26 protein-coding genes are annotated in these 21,139 nt (G+C 37.1%); 20 read left to right on the top strand and 6 right to left on the bottom strand.

Translation table 11 applies throughout. The features are described from left to right. Positions 1 to 10: 10 nt before the first annotated feature. A complete protein-coding gene (locus tag KO505_RS13425) occupies positions 11 to 1,561 on the top strand; it encodes a carbon-nitrogen hydrolase family protein (protein WP_216055943.1) in 1,551 nt (516 codons plus the stop codon). Between the two features lie 54 nt (positions 1,562 to 1,615). On the opposite strand, the gene KO505_RS13420 is transcribed toward KO505_RS13425, so the two are convergent. Then, positions 1,616 to 1,831: a hypothetical protein gene (locus KO505_RS13420; RefSeq protein WP_216055942.1), complete on the bottom strand. Its 216-nt coding sequence runs from the start codon at positions 1,829 to 1,831 to the stop codon at positions 1,616 to 1,618. 195 nt (positions 1,832 to 2,026) lie between these two features. On the opposite strand from KO505_RS13420, the gene KO505_RS13415 reads away from it, so the two are divergent. Together KO505_RS13415 and KO505_RS13410 are read left to right on the top strand one after the other, a co-directional pair. Beyond that, positions 2,027 to 2,653: a sulfotransferase family protein gene (locus KO505_RS13415; RefSeq protein WP_252731788.1), complete on the top strand. Its 627-nt coding sequence runs from the start codon at positions 2,027 to 2,029 to the stop codon at positions 2,651 to 2,653. A gap of 186 nt (positions 2,654 to 2,839) precedes the next feature. Further along, positions 2,840 to 3,235, top strand: a complete 396-nt coding sequence (locus KO505_RS13410; RefSeq protein WP_216055941.1) for a universal stress protein — start codon at positions 2,840 to 2,842, stop codon at positions 3,233 to 3,235. Between the two features lie 95 nt (positions 3,236 to 3,330). On the opposite strand, the gene KO505_RS13405 is transcribed toward KO505_RS13410, so the two are convergent. From KO505_RS13405 to nirK, 3 genes are read right to left on the bottom strand one after another with little or no spacing between them, the layout of a single operon-like run. Continuing rightward, entirely contained in the window at positions 3,331 to 3,903 is a 573-nt protein-coding gene (locus tag KO505_RS13405) for an SCO family protein (protein WP_216055940.1), read from the bottom strand. Beyond that, positions 3,890 to 4,711 (bottom strand): formylglycine-generating enzyme family protein, encoded by an 822-nt coding sequence (locus tag KO505_RS13400; protein ID WP_252731787.1) that lies wholly within the window; start codon positions 4,709 to 4,711, stop codon positions 3,890 to 3,892. The genes KO505_RS13405 and KO505_RS13400 overlap by 14 nt, the downstream gene beginning before the upstream one ends. A 13-nt stretch (positions 4,712 to 4,724) precedes the next feature. Continuing rightward, complete coding sequence (gene nirK / locus KO505_RS13395) at positions 4,725 to 6,125, bottom strand: copper-containing nitrite reductase (protein ID WP_216055939.1); 1,401 nt, start codon at positions 6,123 to 6,125, stop codon at positions 4,725 to 4,727. 222 nt (positions 6,126 to 6,347) lie between these two features. Between nirK and KO505_RS13390 the strand changes: the two genes are divergently transcribed. From KO505_RS13390 to KO505_RS13370, 5 genes are all read left to right on the top strand, one after another. Further along, positions 6,348 to 6,488, top strand: a complete 141-nt coding sequence (locus tag KO505_RS13390; RefSeq protein ID WP_216055938.1) for a hypothetical protein — start codon at positions 6,348 to 6,350, stop codon at positions 6,486 to 6,488. 44 nt (positions 6,489 to 6,532) lie between these two features. Next, on the top strand, positions 6,533 to 6,862 hold the full coding sequence (locus KO505_RS13385) for a hypothetical protein (protein WP_216055937.1): 330 nt from the start codon (positions 6,533 to 6,535) through the stop codon (positions 6,860 to 6,862). Positions 6,863 to 6,899: 37 nt separating this feature from the next. Then, the gene (locus KO505_RS13380) at positions 6,900 to 7,241 is read left to right on the top strand and encodes a YceK/YidQ family lipoprotein (RefSeq protein ID WP_216055936.1); all 342 of its coding nucleotides are present in this window, start codon (positions 6,900 to 6,902) and stop codon (positions 7,239 to 7,241) included. Positions 7,242 to 7,333: 92 nt separating this feature from the next. After that, positions 7,334 to 7,495, top strand: a complete 162-nt coding sequence (locus KO505_RS13375; protein WP_216055935.1) for a hypothetical protein — start codon at positions 7,334 to 7,336, stop codon at positions 7,493 to 7,495. A 101-nt stretch (positions 7,496 to 7,596) separates the two neighbouring features. Next, a complete protein-coding gene (locus KO505_RS13370) occupies positions 7,597 to 7,992 on the top strand; it encodes a hypothetical protein (protein ID WP_216055934.1) in 396 nt (131 codons plus the stop codon). On the opposite strand, the gene KO505_RS13365 is transcribed toward KO505_RS13370, so the two are convergent. Then, positions 7,985 to 8,452: a hypothetical protein gene (locus KO505_RS13365; RefSeq protein ID WP_216055933.1), complete on the bottom strand. Its 468-nt coding sequence runs from the start codon at positions 8,450 to 8,452 to the stop codon at positions 7,985 to 7,987. The genes KO505_RS13370 and KO505_RS13365 overlap by 8 nt on opposite strands. A gap of 259 nt (positions 8,453 to 8,711) precedes the next feature. Between KO505_RS13365 and KO505_RS13360 the strand changes: the two genes are divergently transcribed. The 9 genes from KO505_RS13360 to KO505_RS13320 all read left to right on the top strand — a co-directional run bounded on the left by KO505_RS13360 (position 8,712) and on the right by KO505_RS13320 (position 15,792). Further along, entirely contained in the window at positions 8,712 to 10,148 is a 1,437-nt protein-coding gene (locus KO505_RS13360; RefSeq protein WP_216055932.1) for a serine hydrolase, read from the top strand. A 46-nt stretch (positions 10,149 to 10,194) separates the two neighbouring features. Next, positions 10,195 to 10,794 carry a PepSY domain-containing protein gene (locus KO505_RS13355; RefSeq protein WP_216055931.1) on the top strand — a complete coding sequence of 200 codons (600 nt, stop codon included), beginning with the start codon at positions 10,195 to 10,197 and terminating at the stop codon, positions 10,792 to 10,794. Between the two features lie 278 nt (positions 10,795 to 11,072). Next, the gene (locus tag KO505_RS13350; protein WP_216055930.1) at positions 11,073 to 11,255 is read left to right on the top strand and encodes a hypothetical protein; all 183 of its coding nucleotides are present in this window, start codon (positions 11,073 to 11,075) and stop codon (positions 11,253 to 11,255) included. Between the two features lie 268 nt (positions 11,256 to 11,523). After that, entirely contained in the window at positions 11,524 to 12,393 is an 870-nt protein-coding gene (yghU, locus tag KO505_RS13345) for a glutathione-dependent disulfide-bond oxidoreductase (protein WP_216055929.1), read from the top strand. 224 nt (positions 12,394 to 12,617) lie between these two features. After that, entirely contained in the window at positions 12,618 to 13,505 is an 888-nt protein-coding gene (locus KO505_RS13340) for a DMT family transporter (RefSeq protein WP_216055928.1), read from the top strand. Positions 13,506 to 13,538: 33 nt separating this feature from the next. Further along, entirely contained in the window at positions 13,539 to 13,988 is a 450-nt protein-coding gene (locus KO505_RS13335) for a GNAT family N-acetyltransferase (RefSeq protein ID WP_371820001.1), read from the top strand. A 118-nt stretch (positions 13,989 to 14,106) separates the two neighbouring features. Next, the gene (locus KO505_RS13330) at positions 14,107 to 14,946 is read left to right on the top strand and encodes an isopenicillin N synthase family oxygenase (protein ID WP_216056015.1); all 840 of its coding nucleotides are present in this window, start codon (positions 14,107 to 14,109) and stop codon (positions 14,944 to 14,946) included. 172 nt (positions 14,947 to 15,118) lie between these two features. After that, positions 15,119 to 15,451 carry a DUF6172 family protein gene (locus KO505_RS13325; protein ID WP_216055927.1) on the top strand — a complete coding sequence of 111 codons (333 nt, stop codon included), beginning with the start codon at positions 15,119 to 15,121 and terminating at the stop codon, positions 15,449 to 15,451. Between the two features lie 107 nt (positions 15,452 to 15,558). After that, entirely contained in the window at positions 15,559 to 15,792 is a 234-nt protein-coding gene (locus tag KO505_RS13320) for a DUF6500 family protein (protein ID WP_371820000.1), read from the top strand. A 109-nt stretch (positions 15,793 to 15,901) separates the two neighbouring features. Here KO505_RS13320 and ald read toward each other — a convergent pair whose 3' ends face one another. Continuing rightward, a complete protein-coding gene (ald, locus tag KO505_RS13315) occupies positions 15,902 to 17,032 on the bottom strand; it encodes an alanine dehydrogenase (protein ID WP_216055926.1) in 1,131 nt (376 codons plus the stop codon). A gap of 158 nt (positions 17,033 to 17,190) precedes the next feature. Here ald and lrp point away from each other — a divergent pair, with 158 nt between their 5' ends. The 3 genes from lrp to lolA all read left to right on the top strand — a co-directional run bounded on the left by lrp (position 17,191) and on the right by lolA (position 21,104). Further along, positions 17,191 to 17,661, top strand: coding sequence for a leucine-responsive transcriptional regulator Lrp (lrp, locus tag KO505_RS13310; RefSeq protein ID WP_216055925.1), 471 nt, complete (start codon positions 17,191 to 17,193; stop codon positions 17,659 to 17,661). A gap of 167 nt (positions 17,662 to 17,828) precedes the next feature. Continuing rightward, complete coding sequence (locus KO505_RS13305; RefSeq protein ID WP_216056013.1) at positions 17,829 to 20,468, top strand: DNA translocase FtsK; 2,640 nt, start codon at positions 17,829 to 17,831, stop codon at positions 20,466 to 20,468. Positions 20,469 to 20,471: 3 nt separating this feature from the next. Continuing rightward, entirely contained in the window at positions 20,472 to 21,104 is a 633-nt protein-coding gene (gene lolA, locus KO505_RS13300; RefSeq protein WP_216055924.1) for an outer membrane lipoprotein chaperone LolA, read from the top strand. The last annotated feature ends 35 nt before the right edge of the window (positions 21,105 to 21,139 follow it).

The raw sequence follows: 21,139 nt of genomic DNA, 5'->3' as shown, positions 1-21,139 counted from the left end.
AAAAACAGTAATGAGTGAAAATATTTATACCGATGAATCCGAACATAAATTAGCGCTACGTCATTTAGTAAAAGAAGATTACGCCGACTTAAAAGTGATGATGGATGAGGTATATCCAAACTTAGGCGGCGCTTGGCCGGAAAAACAATTTAAAGCTCAATTAGCTGTTTTCCCAGAAGGGCAAATTTGCATTGAAGATCACGGCAAAATTGTCGCTGCTGCATTTTCATTGATAGTGGATTATGACAAGTTTGGCGACCATCACACCTATGATCAAATTACCGGTGATGCATACCTGACAACGCATGATCCGCTTGGTGATGTGCTCTACGGAATTGAGGTTTGTGTTTCGCTTGATTATCGCAGTATGCGTCTTGGCAGACGTTTATATGAAGCTCGTAAAGAGTTATGCCAAAGCTTAAACCTTAAGTCGATCATTGCTGGTGGACGTATTCCTAATTATAAAAATTATGCGCATGAACTTTCACCACAAAAATACATAGAACAAGTAAAAAAACGTGAGATATATGATCCAATTTTAACTTTCCAGCTATCCAATGATTTTGAGGTAAAACGGGTATTAACCGCCTATTTACCAGAAGATAAAGAATCAAAAGGGTATGCCACCTTACTTGAATGGACCAATCTTTATTATGACGATCAGAAAACGCCGCTTATAGGAGCGACAAAAACCTCGGCGCGAATTGGTTGTGTGCAATGGCAAATGCGTTCTTTAAATTCAGTTGAAGAGTTAATCCAGCAAGTAGAGTTTTTTGTTGATGCGTTATCAGACTATCAGTGTGATCTTGCTTTGTTGCCAGAGTTTTTTAATGCGCCATTAATGGGGATTGATGAACATGAAAACTCATTTGACTCTATTAAGGCACTGGCTGAATATTCAGGCGAAATTTTAGATGCTATTTCCAAATTGGCGGTCAGTTACAATATAAATATTATTGCGGGTTCTATGCCTGTAATGGAAGACGGTGATTTATATAATGTGGCTTATTTATGCCGCCGTGACGGAACGTTAGAGTCACAATATAAATTACACCCAACCCCTTATGAGAAAAGGGCGTGGATCATGAAAGGCGGTAATGGACTTAATGTGTTTGATACTGACTTTGGCCGAATTGGTATTCTTATTTGTTATGACGTTGAGTTTCCTGAACTGGCTAGGTTACAGTCTGAGAAGGGCATGCAAATGTTATTTGTGCCATTTTGGACGGACACTAAAAATGCATACTTAAGGGTACGTCACTGTGCTCACGCTAGAGCAATTGAAAATGAATGTTATGTGATCACTGCAGGCAGTGTTGGTAACTTACCAAAAGTCGATGGGGCAGATATTCAATACGCTCAATCTGTTGTATTTTCACCGTCTGACTTTTCATTCCCGCATGATGCGATTATGGCTGAAACAACCCCAAATACCGAAATGACATTAATTGTTGACCTTGACTTAACTAAATTGGATCAATTAAAAAATGAAGGCTCGGTGAAAAACTACTTAGACAGGCGTCGTGATTTATACAAAATAACTTGGTTAGGGGATGAATAAACGCACCTTTATTAAGAGCGTATTCGAACTGATTTAGCGGTAAATCTATTACCGCTAAACTTCTTTACCACCGTATTGTTCCGCCAAATTATCAAGTTCTGACAGAGTATTATCAAATCCACGTTGATCATATTCATAAGATACATTGACGCTATCATCGCCTTTGAACAAACGAGTTGATACTTGCGCGACATGCCAATTTTTTAATTCATGTAAAAAACGATTCGCAACTTGGGCTGAAGAGAAACGGTAACTCACTTCTGTTTTCATAACACTCTTTTTATAACGTTTAGGCTGATTTGAACCCGTGCAGTTTGGATAAATTTTCTCGTTAGTCAAGTCAATCTTAATAGATTATTCATTTTATCAATTGATCAGTAATTAGTTGTTTTGTTGACGATTTATTTCACCATCTGTTTTTCAGTTCAAGTATACTGTCGGCCTTTTAAATGTGAGTGATATCCGATGTCTAAGATATTTATAATTGGCTTACCTAGGACAGGCACCACCAGCATCAGTGTTGCGTTATTAGAGATGGGGCTGTCGGTGGCGCATACCGCATTTACCAAAAAGGCGTTTGAAATGGCGGACGCTATTTCGGATGCACCTTGTTTTAGTGACTACAAACATTTAGATCAATTATTTCCCAATTCCAAGTTTATTTATTTAACCAGAGAATTAGATAAATGGTTGCCGTCCATTACTATGTTACTGGGTAAAATGGCTCCCCGCTTGGATAGTAAAACCGGTGTATTTCATCCTATTTTGAAACGTAGTTTCCATCATACTTTTTCAGCTAACTTACCTTTAAGTGAAAGTGAATTAGTTGAATGTTATAAACGTCATGAACAAGAAGTACGGTCCTATTTTAAAAACCGTGACGACTTTATGTCTGTTGATGTAAGTGAGCAAGATAGCTTATTAAAAATCAGTCAGTTTTTGGGGTTAACGCCAAAAGATGGCGCTGAATTTCCAAAATTAAATGTAGGCCGTAATGTCGCGAGTTGGCGTGAATACAAACACCCAAACAAAATAAATTCCAATTTAGCAGGGGTAGAACACAGGAAATACTTTGATTACGTTTTGCAATAAACGTATTAAAATTACCGACATCAGCTTTGCGCGCTTTAGGTTACTTTTTTTGATTATATTGATGTACGTCAATAGAAATTGCAGCAACGGAAGTTACAAACTGAAAGCGATTGTTAATGGCCTACACCAGTGGTAGTTTATACCTATAAAATACGTTAGACATACTAATAAATCTAAGGAATCCCTATGTATAAAACCATTCTTTGTGCAATAGAAGACAGTGAAGAGGGCGCAAGTGTACTTGCCAAAGCGAAGGAATTTGCACAAGTTTGTAACGCTAAATTGCTCGTTACTCATATCATTTCATATTCTTTGCTTCCTAAAGATTACCAAAAAGAATTAAAAGAAAACGCTTTACCTTCAATAGAATCAAAAGCGGCTGCGTTGGATATTCCATTGAAGAATGTCTCGGTGAAATTTGGTAAAGCTTATGAACAAATTTGTTTGTTGGCTGAAAAGAAAAATGCGGATTTAATTATCCTTGGCACGCATTCTAAAAAAGGGATTCAAGCCCTTATTGGCTCTACGGCCAATGGTGTGGCTAACTATGCTAAATGCGATGTTACGTTAATTAAAGTGTAGTCTTGTCACTAACTAGACCATTAAAAAAAGCGAAACTGTTAAATAGTTTCGCTTTTTTATTGGTTATCCGTACAAAGCGAATAGTCATACCAATTTTAAAATTCAGACAGTTTTTCTACCGCTTTATTGGCATTGTAAAGTACGCCTAACTCTTGGAACTTAATTCTACCTTGTTGATCAAGTGCTGTGATTAAGTTGGAGTGATTAACTTCGTTGTCGTCTACGCTTTGGAATTTAACATTTAATACCATAGCTAAACTACGTACATCTTCAGGTGTGCCAGTTAATAAACTCCAGTTGTTTGAACTTAACTTTCTACTTTGAGCAAATTCTTTTAATACTTCAGGTGTGTCTGTATCGGGTGTTAAAGAGACCAAAATGAAGCTTGTATTTTTAGCGTCTTGTTTACTAAGTTTACTCTCTATCGCTTGCATAGTTGAAACTATGGTGGGGCAGGTATGTAAACAATGAGTATAAATAAGACTGATTAGCTGTTTTTTACCACTGAAACTTTTCAGTAATCGTTTGTTTCCGTCTTGGTCTACCCAAGTACTATCAAGTTGATAAATCGAGTCTTGAGGCACAGTGTCTGAATGAACCTGTGAGCTTATCAATACTGTTATCAGCCCAACAATAGTTAGTATTATAGATGGCTTAAATTTTATCATGAGTTTGTTCCTTTGAGGTTGCACATCGAAATCCTAAGTTAGGTAACGTAAATTTGGCTTGTAAACTCGAACGGAAACCAAAGCGCATGAATGCAGCATAATCGCTAGGGGCTGCAGCGCCTTGTGCTCCTGCTGCACAAAATAGTTTTTGGTCTATGTTGCTATCACCTCGAGACTCTCCTGTGACTAATCCAGAGTTAAAATCTTCCGTCCACTCCCATATCAAACCATGTAAATCTTGTACTCCCCAAAAATTAGCAGGGGTTATACCTACCTCTGGTAATTGTTTAACACTAGGACGGCTATACCATTGTAAAATACGAGCGTGATAACTTTTATCTTTGCTGCCATCGGCTTGAGTTTCACTAGCACTGGCAACACGTTCCCACTCTGCAACGGTTGGCAGTCTCTTATCAATTGACTGGCAATAAGCTTGTGCTGCAAACCAAGATACATTGATTACTGGGCTGTTCAGTTGACTTTCTGGGGGCGTTATTTCCCCCTCGTTATTTTGCCAATGTTGTAAATATTGTGGTTCCGCGAATATTTGCGGTACAGATTTTGGTTGCCAACGAGGATTGGTAACAACAAACGCCAAGTATTGTTGATTGGTTACAGGCGTAACATCTATATTAAAAGCGTTCACATTCGTTTGTGGACTGTCTTTACTCATATATAGCGGGCGATAGTTACCGCTAGGTAAAGCGCTCATACTTACAGATGTTGTAGCGCCTTGATTATTACCCTTACTCGTAAGTTTAGTATTAATATCAGGAGTATCTACAAAAACTAAAGATATGAGCAGCAAGGAAATTATCACCTTATTTACGCCTTGCAGCTACTTGTTCTGTAGACACTTGTCCGCCTTCATTACCCCAATTATTAAGAACAAACGTTATGACGTTAGCAATGTCTTGATCATTTAATCCCATGGCCGGCATAACACTATTATAAGTCACATTATTGACTTTTATTGGTCCAGATAAACCTTTGATAATGGCATCAACACCTAAAAGTGGATTTGCATTTAAATAATCAGATTTGGCAAGTGGAGGAAATGCAGACGGGATACCTTGTCCATTGGCTTGATGACATGCCATGCAATTAGATTCATAAACTCGCTGACCAAAACGAACTTGCTCGTCTTTTGTTTTAGCGGTAACTGCAGTATGGGTATTATCTAACGATTGAATTGCAGAGCCTTCAGGTAAATAAACATTATCAGCCTGTTTGCCAGAGAAGATTTTTTCCTGTTCTTCGCCCTCAACTTTTAACATAGCTAACGCCCCTTTGTTAAAGGCTCTGAATATAGAATGATCCACCAAAATAAAAGTCCCTGGCACATCTACTTTAAATTCAACAATTGCAGCTCCGCCCGCTGGAATTAATGTGGTTTGTACATTGTGATTTTTTAAATCACCACCTTCTACATAAACAGTGTCAAATATCTCACCGATGACATGGAAAGAAGAAACTAAGTTAGGACCACCATTACCGACATATAAACGTACAGTTTCGCCAACTTTTGCGGTTAATGCGTTTTCATTTGTAGTACTACCAACTGACCCATTAAAGACAACATAATCAGCATCCTCATCTATGGCTTTTGCCATATCAAAAGGTTGTAGGCCGGCTTCTCCAAATTCGCCTTTAGTGTAAAAGTCTCCTTGCACTACATAATACTCACGATCAACGGGCTTAAGGCCACCTTCAGGCTCAACTAGAATAAGGCCGTACATGCCATTGGCGATATGCATACCGACAGGTGCCGTAGCACAATGATAAATATATAAACCAGGATTAAGTGCTTTAAAACTAAATGTTGAAGTATGCCCAGGCGCAGTAAATGACGATTCAGCGCCGCCGCCAGGTCCCGTAACTGCATGTAAATCGATATTGTGTGGCATTTTCGAACTAGGGTGGTTTGATAAATGAAATTCAATTTCGTCACCTTCCCGTACACGAATGAAACTACCAGGTACAGTTTCACCAAACGACCAAAATACATAGTCTACGCCATCGGCAATAGAACCAATTTGTTCTTTGGTTTCCAATTTAATCACAACCTTTGCACTGTGATCTCGGTTAATTGCTGGTGGCACCATAGGTGGAGCCGTTAATATTGCTTTTTCAGTCTTTAATTCACTTGCTTGTGTACTGTTGGATAAAAACCCAATTAGAGCAAATAAACATATGAAGCGTGTAATCGGTATAACTTTCATGGCGTTAACCTTTTGTAATTTTTAGAAAACAACTTAGGTTAAGTATTGAGTATTCCCCCACTTATGTGTTGATGTGGATCAAGTAAGTGAATGTTTATAAAATTGCTGATAAATACACCACAATGAGAGTGGTTTGAAATTTGATCGAGTCAAGTGCGCATTTGATTAGAAAATACCGTACTCTATAGTATGAAAATTGAAGTTATGTAAAGGATAAAACCCGTGGCTAAACCAAATTATGCTTTTGAAAAGCGCCAGAAAGAAATAGCAAAAAAGAAAAAGAAAGAAGAGAAACGGTTACAAAAATTAAAAAGTCCAGAATCAACAGATGCATCTGAAACTGATGGTGATACAACCGATTAATAAATCAATATCCTGCAATGAAAACAAGGGGGCATGTTGAATTTATGAAAATATCGATTTACCTAATTTTACTCACAATTTTGCCTTTTTCAATATCCGCAGATACGTTAAAACCATTTACCAGCGATGGATGTAGTGCATTTCCAGACGGGACATTTAAACAGAAAAATTTGTGGCTTTCTTGCTGCCAAAAACATGACTTTGATTATTGGAAAGGCGGCACGTACCAAGCGTGTTTAGACTCAGATAATGCACTAAAAACATGTGTCTCTAATGTTGGTGAGCCTTACCCGAGGTTTTATGGCGTTTTGACTGAGTCAGAGTTACATCAAGTAAATCAATTATCCATTGGCTTAAGCTGGAATAAAAACTAGATGCCAGTTCATTATTTATATCTTGAAGGACAGTAATTTGAAATTTACATTGGTTTTATTAGCTTGTTTAACGATGACTCTACAAGGGTGCAGTACCATATATACAGTGTCATCTGACCGGACTGCGCCAGAAGAGCTAAAACAAGACGTTTGTCGTAATGAGTGTTCTATCCCAAGAGTATACTCTGGTGTGGCATTGGACTTTTGTATGATCTTGAAAGGGGATGGAGGTCAAGGAAGTGCCATCATGTTCTGGGATATATTTTTCAGCCTACCGGCAGATACGCTAATTTTACCTTATACCGCTTACTTGCAAATAACGAAAGGCAGCATATCGAGCGATACAATTTGTCAAAGCTCAAACGTAACTAATCATTAAAAATTCACTTTGTGGCTGAACAGGCAATAAGGGATCATTACATGTTAATCAAGATCTCCAACCCAATTTTTAAATGCGAAGAGGACCGAAGTGTGTTTTTTTCTTGTTTATATTCATTGTATGAATACCAAGATATTATCGCTAATGGTCAAAGTTTAGTGTTAACAGTAAATGAACAAAACCCAGACAAGCTAATTGATGAATTAACTTGCCTGTGTGACAAATGGGCTGCGACAATAAACATTTTAGTGTGAGGTTCGTTAAATATTTACTTTTTAAGCACAGCGTTAGTTGATTTAAAATCGTAATAAGCTAACTTATTTAATAAGTTACGGTCATTTAATGGTAATTTTTTATGATAGAACATGGTTCGTTTCAAATGGAAGTTATTGATCAAACATTGGTGGTTAAGTGTTTTGATGCTTGGAATACGGAAACCGTGGTACGTATGTGTAAAGAATATAAAGAACTGGTTAAAACGATAAAAGATAAACCTTGGGCTTGCCTTGTCGACCTATCTCAATGGGAATTATCTACACCTGATATGTGGGAAAAGATAGATGAGTTAAATGAATGGGCGAACCAGAATAACCAAAAATATGAAGCTGTAATTTGTAGCTTATCAATTCAAAGAATGTTTTTAGAAGCAAGTCATGAGGTATTAACAAATGTAGAAAGCCGCTTTTGTGATGACTTGCAAGAAGCATTTAATTGGCTACAAAGTGTTGGTGTTTATAATTCATCTAGTTGATATGGGCTTTTACAAAATTAACGGCTTCATCATTAAGGTGAGAAAAACTTAAATAGTATCGTCCTTTATCGTAATGAAAAATACAGCCTTTTTCCGTCAAGGTTATTTGATGAATGATAGACCAAGTTAATGTTAATTGATGGTAAGGGGTGTTCGTTTTAATCCCTTCATCATCTATAGTTAAACTTACTTCTGAGTTTGACTCTTTTGCGATCAGTTGACGCCATACCCACCAAGTTTGTTGCCAATACACACTCATGGCTTCAACAATCGAGAGAACAATAATAAACATAGAAAGGTGACCTAACTGGCCGATAGCGGAAGTGGCAAACCCTAAGATCAACAATACTAAGGCTTTAGTATACGCTTTTACGCCGGTTGTTTTATTTGCAGATTGTTCAAAACATTCGTGATAAAAAGCTTTATTTAGTTGGAAGGTCGTTTCAAAAGAAAAACTCAAGTTCGTTCCTATTTATTGGTTTGATGTATTGTACCTGTATGCATTATTAAAACATAGTTTAAGCCTTACCATTGCAAGACTTTTCCTTTTTTAATTCCATTGTTTCTTATTGTAACAACTGATAACTTGTTGTTCCTCTTATAAAATATTTAATATTAATTTTACCTGCACTAAAACACGGTCGTAGATTGTTGAAAACAGATGTTAGACAAAAATGATTAATATTAGGTATTTGCACATCAATAATTTTGAGATAACTATGTTAAAACGTTTACTTTTTGTGTTGATCACAAGTTGTACATTGGTGGTTAAAGCGCAAACAGTCGTGTCAGATACATTTATAACTATGTTCAACACCGGAAATCGCGTTGCTGTGATTGATTACCTTGAAAACAATATGTCTGAAGAAAGGGTCGAACGTTATGGAATAGATGCACATGTGGGCGTGTTTTTAAATAGTCAAAGTACCTATGGGAAACTTACATTAATTGAACGTTTGCCTAACAACGAAAATAATCAACAAACCGTAGTGGTGTCCGAAAATAATGGGCAAACTTATCTGTTAACCATAAATCTAACTGAAACATTGCCCCAAAAAATCAACTATTTTAGCTTACAAGACCCTGATAATAATGAAAATTTATCACCACAAATTACACTTTCTGAGCTAAAACAACAGTTATTTAAATTTATTAAAAAGCTAAATGACAAAGATGCTTTTTCTGGTTCCATATTAGTCGCTAACGGGAAAGATGTTTTACTTAAAACTTCCGTTGGCTTTGCTAATAGAGAGTGGAAACAAAAAAATCAAGTTGATACTCGTTTCTCAATAGGTTCGATGAATAAAATGTTCACAGCGATATCGGCACTGCAGCTGATAGAAAAAGGTGAACTTAACTTTGACGATAAACTTGTTCAATTTGTAGATAAAAGTTGGTTACCCGAAGGTGAGGTGGAATTGATCACGGTCAGACAACTATTAACCCATACATCTGGCCTAGGTAACTTTTTTAATAGTGATTTTAACGCCAGCAATAAAGAGATTTATCGTGATTTAGATGCCTACAAACCTTTGGTGTCCGGTGCACCATTATTATTTTCGCCGGGAACTCGAAATCGATATAGTAATTCTGGCATGTTGATGTTGGGGTTAATCGTCGAAAAGGTAAGTGGGCTGTCATATTACGATTACATTCAACAGAATATTTATGATCAAGCTGGCATGTCAAAATCAGGCAGTTTTGAACTAGATAGCGTAACGCCTAATTTAGCGATTGGCTATTTAAAACGGTCGCACAGTGAGGGTTGGGTTAATAGTACCTATACCAGAGCGGTAAAAGGTAGTCCTGCTGGAGGCGGTTTTTCTACCGTTAGTGATCTACATAAATTTGCTCTTGCACTAACCAATTACCAATTGTTAGGGAAAACGTTGACCGAACAAGCTTATAGTGCAAAGACACAGTATAATTCTGCTTTTTGGTATGGGTATGGTTTTTCTGTTAGCGGTACGTTAGATGATAGAGTCGTTGGCCATGGCGGTGCATATTTAGGCGTTGATGCAAGATTAGATATCCATTTAGATTCAGGTTTTATTGTCGTTATTTTGGCGAATCAGTCAGATGTGGTTGCTCCAGTTCGAAGAGAGATCAATCAACTTTTAACTAAAATGAAGACAAAAAATATCAGTAAAGACTAGATTGATTCCCAGTATTTAAATGAAACAATAAATAAGGTTTTCATAGATGAAGAGCAGGAAGTTACACAGAATTATAGGGTTAATCCTAGTATTGCCTATGCTTGGTTGGATATTCACCGGTGTCGTATTTTTTATAAAGCCTGGTTATCAAGGTGCTTACGAACAACTTTCATTAAAAACATATCCACTTGCACAAAACGTAACCATCACCCCTAGTGAAAATTGGCAAGAAGCTAAGTTGGTTAGAACTATATTGGGTCACCATTTATTGGTCAAGGTTGATGGGGAAACTCAACATTTAGATCCGATTACCATGACTGAGAAAACACCGCCAACATCAGAACAATTTAAGTTACTGTTAGACGATGCTATCGCCAGCAATGTAGAAAGATACGGTGGCCTTGTTGATATCAATCAAGCGCATGCTACAACGAGCACTGGGGTTGAGATCCGATTAAATTGGCAATACCTGAGGTTAAGTCAAACCGGAAAAGACACTAAGTTAATTAATTTGTTATACCAAATCCACTATCTACAGTGGTCACCGTTTAAAGGCTTTAATCAAGTGATGGGAATTGTTGGTCTCTTATTGTTGATGATGATCACCTTGTTAGGGGTAAGGATTTATCTGGCTAATAGAAAATGATCTATTGAATTTGAAGGCAAACATAATGTTTATAAAAGCGGTTTATTACCGCCTTTTTTGATCCAATTTTTTGGTTATTATCGTTTAGCCAACGTATTTGTATAATTAACATTCTTATCCTCGGTCATCAGTATTTGTAACATACTGTTTACGTTTGTTAATTAAACAATGTTCAGTGTGTTGTATTATTTTTAACCAGTCGTGGTAGGGTAATTGCATCAGTTTGGTGCGTGGTAGCACGATTGAGATTAATAAAAATGATATAAAAGGTGACCGTTATGAATAAACCAAGTAATTCTTCATATAAAAATTCAAGCAATAACTCACATCAATCTTATCCAGGTGATGGTTTTAAATCGAATCGAAACACCAGTCAAACCTTAGATACTGAACAAAATAAGTTATATGAAAAAGTAGACACAGATGGTGCTCATTCAGGTTATGTTCTAGGATACAACTGAAGAAACAATCTTATTGGGTTAAGTCTGCTGCGTCAGAAATGCGCTTGGAATCTAAATAAGGTCAAACCATGACTCACCGTTTCTAATGTTAATGTAAAATATACATTTGGCGAACGTGGTTTGGGTTAAATAATTTCAAGCAATCATTCATTTCATTAAATATATTTCGTATAACTAATGCGATTTACTTTCCTTGTTGTCCCTTGAGTTCACTGCAATCATCCTCATCAATAGAGAAACACAAAAACAGTTATTTAGGATCCAAAGTATGTCAGATAAAACCTATACACCAGCAAAAGTATGGCAGTGGAACAGTGAAAGTGGCGGTAAATTTGCCAATATAAATCGACCTATATCCGGAGCAACGCACGATAAAGCATTAAGTAAGGGTAAACATCCATTTCAATTGTATTCACTTGCTACGCCAAATGGTGTGAAAGTAACGGTAATGTTAGAGGAGTTACTGGCATTAGGGATAAAAGAAGCTGAGTACGACGCTTATTTGATCAATATAATGGAAGGGGATCAATTTGGCTCTGATTTTGTTGCCATCAATCCCAATTCAAAAATACCTGCATTAGTGGATAACAGTACCGGTGATAATACGCCAATATTCGAGTCTGGTGCTATTTTGCTTCACTTAGCGGAAAAGTTTGATGTATTTTTACCAAAAGAGCCGGCAGCAAAAGCGCAATGTTTGTCTTGGTTATTTTGGCAGGTTGGAAGTGGCCCATTTTTAGGTGGTGGTTTTGGCCATTTTTACGCTTATGCCCCCGAAAAGTTTGAATACCCAATTGAAAGATTCACCATGGAAGTAAAGCGACAACTTGATGTGTTAGATAAACATTTAGCGGACAATCAGTTTATGTGCGGTGACGATTATACTATTGCAGACATGGCTATTTGGCCTTGGTATGGCGTATTGGTGCAGGGCGGACTTTATGAAGCGGCTGAATTTTTAGATGTTAAGTCTTATACAAACTTAGTGCGTTGGGCCGATCAAATCAGTCAAAGAGAAGCGGTTAAACGTGGAATCAAAGTCAATCGTAGTTGGGGAGAATTAGACCAGCAATTACATGAACGTCATGATGCGTCTGATTTTGATCTTAAAACACAAGATAAAATAGAACAAAACTAACCGCTACACTTTACAAAAGTTAGCTGCAGTGAACAACAGGGGATACTTAGGTATTCCCTGTTTTTGTTGGTTTTTCTGTTAAATAAAAAACAATAACGATGTATCGATTACATTGCAGATAAATAAGCTAGTGTTTATCAATATAACGGGCGCGATTTAATGACATTTTAAATTAATACAAACGTGATAAAATTTGTTTTTCATGATCAAATTATCGAACCTAAATGCCTGTCTCTGCTGCCTTTCTTCTTGTTGTCATTATCTGGTCCACTACGCCACTTGGTATAGTTTGGAGTAGTGAATCTATTAGCCCAACTTTTTCATTATTAATGCGTATGACCGTTGCAATTTGTGTTGGCTCAGTGTTGATGGTGGCATTAAAAGTTAAGTTACAGTGGACCCTAAAAGCCGTTCGTATTTATTTGTATTCCAGTTTATCCGTCGCTATTGGCATGTTGTTTTGTTATTTAGCGGCACGGCATATATCTTCAGGCTTGATGTCGTTGACCTTTGGTATTGCACCTATTTTGTCCGGTTTATTGGCGCAAAAAATACTATTTGAACAAAAATTCTCTTTACTGAAAAAAGTGGCCTTATTAATTAGTCTATCCGGCTTAGCTATTGTTTGTAGTGAAAATGTAACTTTTGGCGCAACCAGTTTACTTGGTCTTGGTTATGTCTTTATTGCGGTATTGTTATTTAGTTTAAGTAGTGTTTTGGTTAAAAGTGTGGACATTGAAATTCATCCGTTATCAACAACCATGGGTTCGTTAATTGTGAGTTTACCGTTTTTTCTCGTATTTTGGTTGGTTGCAGACGGGCAAGTAAATTACCAAGATTGGCAACCAAGAGCGATAGCTGCGGTTCTGTATTTAGGGGTTTTTGCTTCCTTAATTGGATTTTTAGCCTATTTTTTTATTCTGCAAAAATTGCCAGCCAGTACAGTGGCATTAGTGGTCATGATCACCCCAGTTATTTCAACAGGACTTGGCATCTTATTAAATGACGAACATTTGTCTTGGCTATTGATAGTCGGTGGAGGATTTGTGGTATTGGGATTAGGTTTGTTCCAATTTGGCCATAAAGTGAAATGGTTCAGGGCTAAAGCGTAAGTACAATATTGGGTATGTTGATAAGGAAACTAGGTGGAAAATAAATACGTTTTAAAAACGGGTAGTGAAAATATGGATATAAAATTAATCCATTCTTTTATTAGCCAGTCTTATTGGGCCGATAATATCCCATTTGATACTTTAAAATTAGCGATTGAGCATTCACTTTGTTTTGGCATATTTATGACCGATACCAAAGATGGAGATCATCAACACCAGGTTGCATTTGCTCGAGTTATTACAGATAAAGCTACCTTTGCCTATTTAGCCGATGTGTTTGTTTTAGCAGAACACAGAGGGAAAGGATTAAGTAAACGTATGATGGAAGCTGTTATTCAACATCCGGAGTTACAAGGGTTAAGACGTTTTATGTTGGCGACAAAAGATGCACATCAACTATATCAACAATTCGGTTTTACAAAATCCGCTAACCCGACAAGTTTAATGGAAAAGTGGAACCCCAACATTTATAAACTAAATTAATTTATCGATTCATAATAGTTTACAGTTGAAACCCGTTTAAATGTCAGCTTTCTCAATATTAGTGTTACTTTTTACTTATTAACCTCTATAATTCGCAGGTTAATTTAGTTGGGAATATATTATGTTATCTGTTGTTGATTATACTGCTGAAAACGCAGCTCAAGAGTTTGTTACGTCATTACATAACACTGGGTTTGGCGTATTAAAAAATCATCCTATTCAAAAAGAATTACTTGAATCTATTTATGAAAATTGGGCTGGTTTCTTTGCCTCTGACGAAAAATTTGATTATAAATTTAATGTAGAAACCCAAGATGGTTTTTTTCCAACTACTGTTTCTGAAACGGCAAAAGGCAATAATTTAAAAGACATTAAAGAATACTTTCATTATTACCCTTGGGGTCAAGTTCCTGCAGAATTAAAGCAACAATTATCTGATTATTACGAACAAGCAAATTCACTGGCTGCCACCTTATTAGATTGGGTCGAAAAACACTCGCCAGCAGATGTATCAGAAAAATTCTCGATAGCGTTATCTGAGATGATTGCACAAAGCCAACGTACGTTATTACGTATTTTACATTACCCACCAATTACAGGTGATGAAGAACCTGGCGCGATAAGAGCTGCAGCACATGGTGATATTAACTTATTAACTATTTTACCTGCAGCCAATGCAAGTGGCTTACAAGTGCAGTTAAAAGATGGGACTTGGTATGATGTACCGGGTGACTTTGGATGTTTAATTGTCAATATTGGTGACATGTTGCAAGAAGCATCTGGTGGTTATTATCCTTCTACTATCCATAGAGTGATCAATCCAGAAGGCCAAGATAAAACTAAGTCTCGTATTTCATTACCATTATTTTTGCACCCAAAAGCCGAGGTGGTATTATCGGAACGTTATACCGCAGACAGTTATTTGCAAGAACGTTTACGCGAGTTAGGTGTTAAATAACAACATAAAAAAACGGTATTTAGCCTTTTTGTCGTATTTGAGGTCATACCAATCTTTTATCAAGATTAGTATTAGTTAAGGTATGGAAAGTCATGCCTTTTACAATTAATTCGCGTATCATGCACGCCAATTAGTCAGTTATTATTCTGACCGTTAGCTTTTTAGGAATATCATGAGAAAAACATTTGAAATTACACACGAAAAAATTAAACCAGCACGTATGGTTGACTCAGTTAAACATGATGTTAAAAAATATCTAAGAAGAGAGCGCAACAAACAGATTCCTAAAGGTGCCGATTTTTGGGATTTTGATGTTAAATTTGGATTAACTCAAGATACGGCTGAAGTCATTAAATTAAGTGAGATCAATAAATCAATTGATACTGCCGTTGAAGGTGGTGCCACCGCTTTTTATATTGAGATCTTAGCTAAGCCGGGTATTCGCGTAATACAAGAAAGTGAATTTGATGAAGATGACTTTGAACCTGAGTTCATCGAAGAGTAGTCTTTCAGAAAAATTTGATAAAACGTTAAAAAAAACAGGTTAAATGCCTGTTTTTTTTTATGTCTTAAATTTATATAAACAATATTAGAATAAAACAAGGACGGATGATGAAAACGACTAAGATGCCAGTGGCGATGAAGCAAAAAATTATAGATGTATGTGATAAAAAAATAGCAGCTAAAGGCACAAATGTTGGTTTGTCATTTTATGCATTTTTTGCCAATAAAAACGACGATCCAGAATTACTAATGGAAGTGGCGACTTGGTGGATAATGACTCACAAATTAGACCATTTTGAAAAAGCCGTGAAAATTAAACAAATGATCCAACAAGATCTGTAATTAAACGCTTTAACAAACATAAAAAAATCCCGTAGCACAGTGCTTATAAACAAGTGTGCTACGGGATCATTAAAACGAGTAATTACATCACTCGTTTAATCAAACAAACTTAAAGTGCTAATGCTTCAGCAGCATCCATGTATTCTAAGTTTAATTTATCGCCTAATGCATCAACAACCGCTTTATAGGTTACTTTACCTTTATGAACGTTAAGGCCATTTAACAAATGTTTGTCTTCTAACATTGCACGTTTAGGGCCTTTATTAGCAAGGGCTAAACCAAATGGTAAAGTTGCATTGTTTAATGCCATCGTTGAAGTACGAGCAACACCACCTGGCATGTTAGCCACACAGTAATGCACAACGTCATCAACTACATAAGTAGGATCTTGATGCGTCGTTGCTTTAGCTGTTTCAAAACAACCACCTTGGTCAATTGCAACGTCAACAACAACAGAACCCGGCTTCATAGAAGCGATGTGGGTTTTGTTAATTAATTTAGGTGCTGCAGCACCAGGAATTAATACCGCACCAATCACAAGATCAGCTTTTGCTGTGTAATATTCAATCGCGTCAACCGTTGAGAATACTGTTTTAACGGTACCGTTGAAGATATCATCTAATTGACGAAGACGAGGCAATGAACGATCTAAAATCGTAACATCTGCACCCATGCCTAATGCCATTTTTGCTGCGTTGGTTCCAACAACACCACCACCTAAAACAAGAACTTTAGCCGGTGCTACACCAGGTACACCACCTAATAATGTTCCGCTACCGCCTTGTGCTTTTTCTAAATGATGCGCACCAGCTTGAATAGACATACGTCCAGCAACTTCACTCATTGGTGCAAGTAAAGGTAATCCACCAGTGTGGTCCGTTACCGTTTCATAAGCGATACATGTCGCGCCAGAAGCAACTAATAATTCAGTTTGTGTCGCATCAGGGGCTAAATGAAGGTAAGTGTATAGTGTTTGACCTTCGCGTAACATTTTACATTCGTTAGGCTGTGGTTCTTTTACTTTCACTATCATGTCAGCAGTAGCAAATATTTCAGCAGGGGTTGCAATAATACTTGCTCCTGCTTCTACATATTGCTCGTCAGTAAAGCCAATAGCAGTACCTGCATTGGTTTCAACAATAACTTGATGGCCATGAGCAACAAATTCTTTTGCTGCCGCAGGAGTAAGACCTACACGATATTCATGGTTTTTAATTTCTTTAGGTACACCAACGATCATTTTAAACCTACCTTCTTTGTATTATTTGCGAGTGACAAACATTATGTAATGTGTATTTTATTTTCGGCGAGTATAGTAGTAAGTAATCAATATTAAATACTGTATTTTCGTTATATACAGGATATTATTCTGTTATATATAAAAAATTGAGTCTATATATGAATAAAACTCTAGATCGAATTGATAAAAACATTTTAGTCGAGTTACAAAAAAATGGCCGAATTTCTAATGTCGAATTATCCAAGTTAGTTGGTTTAAGCCCAACCCCTTGTTTAGAAAGGGTGAAACGTCTTGAAAATCAAGGTGTTATTGAAGGCTATAAAGCAATTGTTAATGCCGAACAAGTGGGGGCGTCGTTATTAGTCTTTGTAGAAATTACGCTAGAAAAAACCGCACAAGATGTGTTCTCAGAGTTTTCTAAATCCGTGAGTTCGTTTAGTGAAATATTAGAATGCCATTTAGTTTCTGGTAGTTTTGATTATTTATTAAAAACCCGAGTTAAAAACATGGCGTCCTATCGAAAATTACTCGGGGATACCTTATTAAGATTACCTTCAGTTAGTGCAAGTAGAACCTATGTTGTGATGGAAGAGGTCAAGTCTAATACGGCAATACCGATTAATATTTAAACGTTGAACAAATTCAATTAGATAATAACCAATTAATTAAGCAAAAGAGCACAAACGCAATGATTCTTGTTATTAAATTTGGTAAAGTTTTGCAGCCTCAAAATGAATATTTCATATAAAAACAAAAATTGAGTGCGGAGTATATTTTGACAGACAGCCAACCGAATATGTTAAATGGATTTCAGCGATTGTTAGAAGCAGGCTTATTTATAGCTGGGCTTATCGCGATATATATTTTAATTACTTTATTTACCTTTGATCCCGCTGATCCTAGCTGGAGTAAAACCGGCAATTACGAATTGATAAAAAATGGCGGAGGTGCATTTGGTGCCTGGTTGTCAGATATATTATTGTTTACCTTTGGCTGGTTAGCCTTTTTTGTCCCTGTGGCCGTGTCCTTAGTAGGATGGTTATTATTCCGCAAGTTCCATAATTTGATAGAGATAGACTATTTAGCTTTAGGGTTAAGGTTAATTGGTATCTTTTTATTCATTATTGGTAGCTCCGCACTAAGTAGCATTAACTTCGACGATATTTATTATTTTTCCTCTGGTGGCATCATTGGTGACGTTATCGCGTATTTATTATTACCTGTAATTGGCTTTTCTGGTTCGACCTTAGTGTTATTAGTTTTTGTGCTTATCGGGATCACATTAATGACTGGTGTCTCTTGGATCCGTGTCGTCGATGGGTTAGGTAAATATACAATAGCTATGTGCAGTCTTATCTATGCAAAATTACGGAATGCCATTCAAAATGCGAAAGACAATAAGCAGAAGGGCAGTGATGTGGCTGCTAATAAGGTGGCTGAAAGTGAAGTTGCGCTTGAATTAAATACTGCTGCAGTTGAACCTGCAGACGAGATGCCCGCGATATCAATACCAGATAAATTAGAAGGCAATAACTCACAATCTTTATTAAACCAGTTTTTTGGTGCGGCGGAAATCAAAGAACAAAGCAGTAACATAGGATCAACAGCGCCTGAGTTAATCGATGATAGTAAAATTGACTTAGTCGATTCTCAAGCGGCCGGAATGGTTGACGCGCAAATTGAGCCAGTGACTAAAGGCTCAAATATCGTAAAAGCAGCAAATCAAATCTCCCTTGATGATGATATGCCGATTTCATTTGATGAATACGATCAACAGCCTACTTATTCAGGGGTGGATGATGAGTTACACGATGATGACATCAAAGGCGCGTTAGACGGAATGCAAGCTGCACATCAACGTGCACCTCAGCGTGATACCAATGTAGTAGAAAACTTACCCCCATTAGTTAAAGAAGTGAAACCAATCACATTACCTTCTCTAGATCTTTTAGATAGACCGGATAAAGTTGAAAATCCAGTTTCGCAAGAAGAATTGGACGCTGTATCTCGTTTGGTTGAGGCGAAACTATTAGACTTTAATATTCAAGCTAAAGTGGTAGGTGTATTCCCAGGTCCAGTTATTACCCGCTTTGAATTAGATTTAGCCCCTGGTATTAAAGTAAGTAAAATCACCACACTATCTAAAGATTTAGCTCGCTCTTTATCGGCATTAAGTGTTCGAGTGGTAGAAGTTATCCCGGGCAAGTCGTTTATCGGTCTAGAACTTCCAAACAAACATCGACAAATAGTGCGTTTATCAGAAGTAATGAACAGCGCCGGTTTCCAAAATTCATCCTCACCATTAACTATGGTGTTAGGTAAAGATATCGCGGGTAAAGCGGTCACTGTAGATTTAGCAAAAATGCCACATTTACTTGTGGCGGGGACAACAGGTTCTGGTAAGTCTGTTGGTGTTAACACCATGATTTTGAGTTTGTTATATAAATCAACACCTGAAGATGTGCGTTTGATTATGATAGATCCTAAGATGTTGGAATTATCAGTATATGAAGGTATTCCACATTTATTATCTGAAGTAGTAACAGACATGAAAGAAGCCGCTAACGCATTACGTTGGTGTGTAGGTGAGATGGAGCGTCGTTACAAACTGATGTCTGCATTAGGTGTGCGTAACTTGAAAGGTTATAACGCAAAAGTGGCACAAGCCATTGAAGATGGAGCGCCTATTTTAGATCCTCTTTGGGTTAAGTCAGAGCAAATGTCTGACCGTCAACCTGCACTTGAAAAGCTACCTGCTATTGTCGTGGTTATTGACGAATTTGCTGACATGATGATGATCGTAGGTAAAAAAGTGGAAGAGTTGATTGCACGTATCGCGCAAAAAGCGCGTGCGGCAGGTATCCATTTAGTTTTAGCAACACAGCGTCCATCGGTTGATGTAATTACAGGTCTTATCAAAGCAAACATTCCAACAAGAATGGCATTCCAAGTGTCCTCAAAAATTGACTCTCGAACTATCTTAGATCAGCAAGGTGCTGAAAACTTATTAGGGATGGGGGATATGTTGTATTTGCCTCCAGGTTCTGGTGTACCAACCCGTGTTCATGGTGCATTTGTTGATGATCATGAAGTACATGCCGTGGTAAAAGATTGGAAGTCGAAAGCCAAACCAAATTATGTACCTGAAATTCTTCAAGGTGAGATGACAGATGAAAATATGTTACCTGGTGAAGCTGCAGAAATGGCCGATGGCGAAGAGATTGATCCAGTATTTGATGAAGCCGTTGCCTTTGTAACTGAAACGCGCAAAGTATCAATATCAAGTATTCAACGTAAGTTACGCATTGGCTATAACCGTTCTGCACGTATCGTAGAGCAAATGGAAACAATGGGTATTGTAAGTCGAGCTGCAAATAATGGGGGGCGAGAAGTATTAGCGCCGCCACCAGTTAAAAACAATGAAGAAGAATTTTAATCCATGAAAATATCTAAGTTAGTGACACTATTTGCTTTAATCAGCAGTTTTACACTTATTGCCGAGCCGGTAGAAACTGAGCTTAGAAAGTTACTTGTAGATTACGATGGTTTTACCGCTGAGTTTAATCAACAAGTTAAAGATACCGATAATAACGTCCTACACAGTGCTTCTGGTCAGTTAGTGTTTAAACAACCAGGTCAATTTATTTGGGAAATTGTCGCACCTGAACAAGAGTTGTTGATGTCTAATGGTGACACCTTGTGGTGGTTTAATCCTTTTTTAGAACAAGTGTCTATATTTGATGCAAAAGATGCAGTGGCCACTACGCCTTTTGCATTGCTAGTTTCGCAACAAGATGAAGTGTGGAATAAATTTACTATTACTAAATTGGAGTCAGGTTTTTTAGTTAAACCTAAAAATGAAAATAATTCACAAGTTAGCCAATTGGCGATTTATTTTGATGACTTCTTATTAAAAGAAATAGTTATTACCGATCGAACCCAACAGACCAGTTCATATGAGTTAAAGAAACAAGCGTTTAAAAAGAAATTAAATGTTAATTTTAACTTTGATATACCTGCTGATATCGAAATCGATGATCAACGTCCAGTAAAGACTAAGCCGGGTAAATAGGACTCATTTTGTCTCACCATACTAATATAGGTTTT

Origin of the sequence: Psychrosphaera sp. F3M07, from assembly GCF_018860345.1 — a bacterium.
Taxonomy (GTDB): domain Bacteria; phylum Pseudomonadota; class Gammaproteobacteria; order Enterobacterales; family Alteromonadaceae; genus Psychrosphaera; species Psychrosphaera aquimarina.
The sequence above is the reverse complement of the archived record's forward strand: the minus strand, read 5'-3'. Positions and strand labels throughout refer to the sequence as shown.